This window comes from Sphingomonas sp. STIS6.2, from assembly GCF_000732685.2.
GTDB classification, from domain to species: Bacteria; Pseudomonadota; Alphaproteobacteria; order Sphingomonadales; family Sphingomonadaceae; genus Sphingomonas; species Sphingomonas aerolata.
The window spans coordinates 1-6380 of sequence record NZ_JPDP02000085.1 but is presented as its reverse complement, the minus strand read 5'-3'; the positions used below and the strand labels follow the sequence as shown (position 1 = coordinate 6380).

Sequence of the window (6380 nt, the reverse complement as noted above, 5' to 3'; positions counted from 1 at the left end):
CCCCCCCCGCACGGTTTGCCGCGGTGAAGGCGACGCTGGAGGAACGGTTCGCCAAAAAACGCGTAGGTGACCGAGTTGATTCGCCAGCGGTTCGTGGACATCACCGTCCCCGCAAAATAACGCCCGCGTTTTTACACATTCGGACGACGTGTCAATAAAACGCAGTTTTCTTTACACGTCACGGACTATGTGCAAACTCTTCGGCAGAATGTTGATCGACATCCCTGCCCCATGCTGACGCCTAGCTACACCATTCCCGCCCTGCCCCCGCCGGGGCTGGAGGAGACGCCTGCGGTGCTCCGTGCGCTCGCGCAGGCGCACCGCCACCTTGCCGAGCTGAAGGGCCGCGCCGCGTCGATCCCCAACCAGGGAATTCTGATCGACACGCTCGCGATGCAGGAAGCAAAGGCGAGCTCCGAGATCGAGAATATTGTCACCACGCAGGACGAGCTGTTCCAGGCGCGCGCCTTCCCCGAGAATCCGTCGTCCCCCGCGGCGAAAGAAGTCGCGCTTTATGCCGATGCGCTGCGCCACGGCTTCAGCGAACAGCAAAGGCTGGGCGGGCTGCTGACCAACACCATGATCATCACCATGTTCCAGATGCTTAAGCGCACCGACAGCGGGTTTCGCGCGACGCCGGGCACTGCGCTCAAGAATGACCAGACCGGCGCGATGGTCTATATCCCGCCGCAGGACGCCAATGCGATCATTGCTCACATGAACGCGCTGGAGATTTTCATCAACGACGACGCCATCGGGGAAGACGGGCTTGGCGGGCGCGGGCACAGCGATCTCGACCCGCTAGTCAAGATGGCGATCATCCATCACCAGTTCGAAAGCATCCACCCCTTCCCCGACGGCAATGGACGGCTCGGGCGGATCATCAACGTACTGTACCTGACTCGGACCGGGCTGCTCGACATCCCGATCCTGTACCTCAGCCGGTTCATTACCAGCAGCAAGGCGGACTATTACCGGCTGCTGCAATCGATGCGCGATACCGGCGATTGGGAACCGTGGCTGCTCTACATGCTGCGCGGCGTCGCTGAAACCGCGCAGGAGACGCTTCGCTTGATCGAAGCAATCCACGGCTTAATGGCCGGTTTCAAGCAGCGCCTGCGCGCCGACCACGCCCGGATCTATTCGCAGGACCTGCTCAACAACCTGTTCCGCCACCCTTATACACGAATCGATTATGTGCAGACCGAGCTGACTGTGTCGCGCCCGACCGCGACGAAATATCTCGACGAGCTGGCGGAGGGAGGCTTGCTCACCAAGCACAGGATCGGGCGGAACAACTATTATATCAACCATCAGCTGGTTGCGCTGTTTGTGGATGGGGCGGTGTGATGGAGTGGGCCGTGCTCACGCTCAAGCAAGCCGGCGGCGCGTAAATTAGTTGCATGCACGCGACGCCAAATCCGGTCACTTCCGCCGACATCTTGCCGTAAATCTTCACGATCGCGCGTAGGCAGGAGACCGATCAGTTGAACCATGGGGGTAAAGCAGCGGATCAAGGTCAAATGGCGCAAGCTCAGGCGGCATGAGCCCACACCGCCTTTATATCAACCGTGGTATCGGCATTAAGCGGCATGGTTTCACGTCCTGCTTGCTAGCTCAGCCCCCTCCCCTTTCGCGCGTCGCTGCCGCTCGGCTAAATGGCGATCGTTAGGCTCGGTTCAGTTGGTTACGCGAACCATCAACTTTCTTTCAAAACGTCATATTTAAAAATGCCGCTGCGTGCAGCGGAAGGATTCATAATTCAATTGATTCTAATTCAGAGCGAAAAAGCCGAGTGGTTTCAACAAAGTAGCTCGGTTTGCCTGACCTGATGGGGGATTTTCCCTGACCGGGCGGGGGCTCAATCCTGTCCTCGCGGGGGAGGATGCCTGACCCCTTGGGGTACCCTGACCTTGTGGGGGATGACGCGCCATGCACCATCACGCGAAACTTTGGGTCGAATAACTCCGCAGGACGGGACACAATGCCAGACTAGTGTCGCTTTTAGACTGCAGTTTGCGACTCAGTAGATCTCTTCGCTTTTAAACCTCTGGAGCTACGACCCTCTCCTGACCGAATGGGGGCGCAACAGCGAAAACTCATCCTGACCTGCCTTGACGCATGAGGTCAGGTCAGGCAGCAGACAGTTTCCGCTGACCTATTTTTGATCGTATGATGGCATGGAATCCGAAGCAGGCCAAATAGCCGAAGAAGCCGAACCCGTAACAGATGAGGTCTCGCCTGGTCGAGCGATGCGCGTAGCCGCGGCTTTGCGGGCTAAAGGTGGCAATGAGTTCGCTAAGCCTGGTAATATCATTGAGGTTAAGTTCGTCAAAGGCGAGTCGCTGAGCCTTACAGCATCTCGTTTGCTGGCGCTCATGATCCTAACAGCTGGGGGTGATGCGTGGGAAGATAAGCCGCATCGAATTAGAAAGGCTGACATTAGGCGGGGCCATAAGGGTAACGAGCGAATCACGGACATGTTGGAGGAACTTCATCGGACATTGTTCGCCGTCGATGATAAATCCTGGCGGGGTAAGAAGGCGACACTTCGCTTCTCGCTCATCTCGCGGTCGCGCGAAGAGACCGAAGAGGATGGAGGCGAAGCCGGCTGGATCGAATGGGAGTTCACGCCAGACGCTCGCAAGATGATCCAGGCATCGGAAACCTATGCCGTGCTGAACCGGCAAGCAGTGCTCGGCTTCAGGTCCAACTACGCGTTGCGGTTGTATGAGCTCGGGGCCCTGCGTCTACATCGGAGGCAGGCGACTTGGCGGGGAGACATGGCAGCGCTTCGCGCCGCACTGGGGATACCGCCTGAAGTTTACACTGACTTCGCTCAGTTGCGCCGCAAGGTGCTTGAAAAGGCGAAGGCCGAGATTGATCAGCTTGCCCATTTTCGTGTCGAGTGGCGCGAGATTCGCCAGGGACGGACGGTGGCCGAGATCGAATTTCAGTTCGAGCCGAAAAGTCCGCCGGCAGTTATGGAAACGGTCGATGAGCTTGATCGCCATTCCCGTGGCCGCCGAGAACGACGCTATGGGACGGTCGAGACTCTATTGGTAGAGCAGGGGGCCGTCGCTACGCTGACCAACGCGCTCACTAAACCGGAAGAGAAAACCTTTCCTCGCGGGTCGATCCGCTTCGGCCATGATGAACTATTGGCAATCGGTCGGACACATGGGGGCGGTTGGGACATCGATATGATAGCGAACGGATTTCGCGAGCATATGGGCGAGCGAGTCGAGAAGCTTCGCGGGGTGAAGCTTGCCGCGGCTTGGAAAGGATTCTGCGAAAGTTGGGTGACAAGGCGGGGGCGCGCGATTTGAGAAAAATTGCACGCGTGCAATTTTCGCCTCCCCCATAGAGTCAGGTTAGCGCTCAAGCCGTCGGAAATGAGCCAAGAAAGCGCTGAACTTTCGAAATATGATAATTTATTGACTAAAAATCGCAATTCCGTATACCATGCCCAGCAATGCGAAAGGCGGGAGCATGTCAAATAGTCTTGAACTAGAGGAAGCTGATCGCCTTGTATCCGTTGCGACCTTAGCGAACCGCACATCTTCGGTCCTAGAAAGGCTGCGGGACTCGGCACGGAGCGCCAGAAGCGATGATCGTCGCGAACCGACCTTCACAATCGGCAAAGCGGCCGAGCTCGTCGGCCGGACCGCGGCGGCGATTCGCGATGCAGAGAAGGACGGGCGCCTGCCGGAGCCAATGCGGACTGAGAACAATCGACGCGAAAAGTATACGCTCGCACAACTCAATGACATGCGCGGTGTGTTTGGGACTCGACCGTATCGCAGCCCCGAAGATCCATGCTGCGTTGTCGCCGTGCAAAACTTTAAAGGTGGCGTCGGTAAGTCGACGCTCGCGGTGCATCTGGCGCAATATCTTGCAATCCGCGGGTACCGGGTGGCACTCATCGACTGCGACAGTCAGGCGTCGGCGACCACTTTGTTCGGCTATGTGCCCGACCTCGATCTTGACGAAGACGACACACTTTACCCCTTTCTTCGCGAGGGGGAGCGAACATCTCTCGACTATGCGCTCCGCAAAACTCATTTCGACGGCCTAGAGCTTATCCCGGCGAACTTGAGGTTGTTCCAGTCCGAATATGAGCTCGCGGCACGCATGGCGCGCGGTAGCGGGGGCTTGCTTGATCGGTTGAGAGAAGGGATCGAAAGCATCTCGGATCGCTTCGATGTGATCGTAATGGATCCCCCACCCGCCCTGGGTGCGATTTCTCTGTCGGTGCTGCGCGCGGCAAATTCATTGGTCGTGCCCGTGCCGCCAACAGTTATGGATTTCTCCTCCACAGCTGCCTTTCTTTCAATGCTGGACGAGACGATCGAGCAGCTTGCTGAACGCGGTCTAGCGCCTGAATTGCGGTTCCTCCGGTTTGTCGCGTCGAAGGTCGACGAGAACAAGTCGATGCAGAAGGAGCTTTTAAACCTGATGCGGACGCTGTTTGGCCATGCGATGGTGCGCACGCCGCTCAAGGATTCCGCCGAGATCGATAACGCGACCGCTCGGTTGATGACGGTTTATGAACTCAATGGGCCGGCAACCAGCTCTGCAGTTCGTAACCGCTGCCTTGCGTATCTGGACGGCGTGAACGGCGAAATCGAGGTCGATATACGGTCGATGTGGCCAAGCCATCAGAAGCGCTTGCGCGAGGCCGCGCTGGCATGAGCAAGGGAAATTGCACGCGTGCAATTTTCCGTAGAACATGAATCGCATGCGTACAATTGCGAGCGAAGGGAGGCTCACATGAGCAGGAAAAACAGCAGCTTCGCCGCTGATCTCGCGGCTGGAATTGACCTTACGAGCGAGGCGGCACCAGCGCGACGGTCCGGCATTGCAACGAACGTCTTGACCGGTAGGACCAATCGACTTGCTGATCTTGCATCAGGTGCGGTGGTGACGCGCACCCATGAGCTGGTCGATCCGGCCCGTTGCCGCATGTGGGCCGGGCATAACCGTGAATACGGTCTGCTCAACGAGCAGCGCTGTGAGGACCTGATCGAAAGCATCAAGGCGCAAGGCCGGCAAGAAATTCCGGCAATCGTTCGTCGTGTCGTGGGCGATCCAAATTACGACTTCGAAGTGATATGCGGCGCACGCCGGCATTGGACCATCAGCTGGCTGCGGTCGCACAACTATCCGGAATTCAAGTTCCTGATTGACGTCCGCGAGATCGGTGACGAGGAAGCGTTTCGCCTTGCAGATATTGAGAACCGTGCGCGGGACGATCTAACCGATCTAGAGCGCGCTAGGGATTATCTACGAGCGCTCGATGCCTATTATGAGGGGCGCCAGAAGACGATGGCCGAACGCCTCAAAGTCTCTGAAAGCTGGCTGACGCGTTACCTCGATCTGGCCCGGCTACCGACGGAGCTGACGAGGGCCTTTACCGAGACTCAAGAACTGGGAGTCCGCAACGCGATCGCACTCAAGTCTTTGCTGAAGCCGGAGGATCGTAGGGAGCGTGCGTTCAAGGAAGCGGGGCGTCTTGCCAAGGCGCAAGAAGAGGGCGGACAGCCCATGCCGGTGCTGGAAGTGATCAAAGCCCTGACCTTAGCGGTTGATCCCCCCAAAAGGTCAGGATCCCCCAAGAAGTCAGGATCGACGACAACGACCGTTTCGAGCGAGGGAGGGAAGCCGGTACTTAAAGTCGAGGGTGCGGACCGGAAGGGCGTGCGGCTTACGCTTCTGAACAACGGCGGCGCATCGCGTGAGGACGCAGAGCGCGCGATCCGCGAGGTACTGGATCTCTATTGGGCGTAAGCGAGGGGCCGACGAGGCGAGCACCGTTCACTGAGTTCGGGACGCTACCGACCTTCCGTCCTGGCCGGAAGCAATTGAGCGGACGCTCCGCAAGGAACATTCCCTGCGCTCCGTCATCCGTAACCCGTGGATCGCGATGTTGACTTCGCTAAAGGCAAGCCTGTGCGTATGGCGCGGATCTGAGGGTCACACACGGTTATCTGGGCGGTCCTATCCGCGGGCATCTGTGCCAATTCGACTCAAGTAGGCCGTCAAAAGCGACGGTGCCGCTTTGGCCCTTCCACGCAACTACGGCAGCGGGTAGCGGGCGTGAGAGATCGGGCGCTCGATAGCAGCTACGGGTATGGAGCCGGCATACGAAGGCGGCAGGAGTACGTTTGGGGCCTTAGGGTCAGGACGCATTGATGTGAGAGGCGCGATCTGATTCAGGCTCCGTAAGAAGAGCGTGGATGAGCGACCTGTACTAACTGACGGATGAGCAGATGGCGCGTCTGCAACCGTATTTTCCCAAGAGCCATGGCAGGCCTCGGGTCGATGATCGGCGGGTGCTCAGCGGCATCGTTTTCGTCAATCGCAACGGGCTACGCTGG

General features: G+C 58.2%; 5 protein-coding genes. All 5 read left to right on the top strand.

Going from position 1 to position 6380, the window contains the following annotated elements; genetic code table 11:
- Positions 1-231 precede the first annotated feature (231 nt).
- On the top strand, positions 232-1350 hold the full coding sequence (locus tag sphst_RS12135) for a Fic family protein (RefSeq protein ID WP_031393535.1): 1119 nt from the start codon (positions 232-234) through the stop codon (positions 1348-1350).
- 830 nt (positions 1351-2180) lie between these two features.
- Positions 2181-3329, top strand: coding sequence for a replication initiation protein (locus sphst_RS12130; RefSeq protein ID WP_031393536.1), 1149 nt, complete (start codon positions 2181-2183; stop codon positions 3327-3329).
- Positions 3330-3492: 163 nt separating this feature from the next.
- Positions 3493-4695 carry an AAA family ATPase gene (locus sphst_RS12125; RefSeq protein WP_031393537.1) on the top strand — a complete coding sequence of 401 codons (1203 nt, stop codon included), beginning with the start codon at positions 3493-3495 and terminating at the stop codon, positions 4693-4695.
- Positions 4696-4773: 78 nt separating this feature from the next.
- Positions 4774-5790, top strand: a complete 1017-nt coding sequence (locus sphst_RS12120; protein WP_031393538.1) for a ParB/RepB/Spo0J family partition protein — start codon at positions 4774-4776, stop codon at positions 5788-5790.
- Between the two features lie 467 nt (positions 5791-6257).
- The coding region (locus sphst_RS12115; RefSeq protein ID WP_267895122.1) for a transposase at positions 6258-6380 on the top strand (123 nt) is incomplete at its 3' end.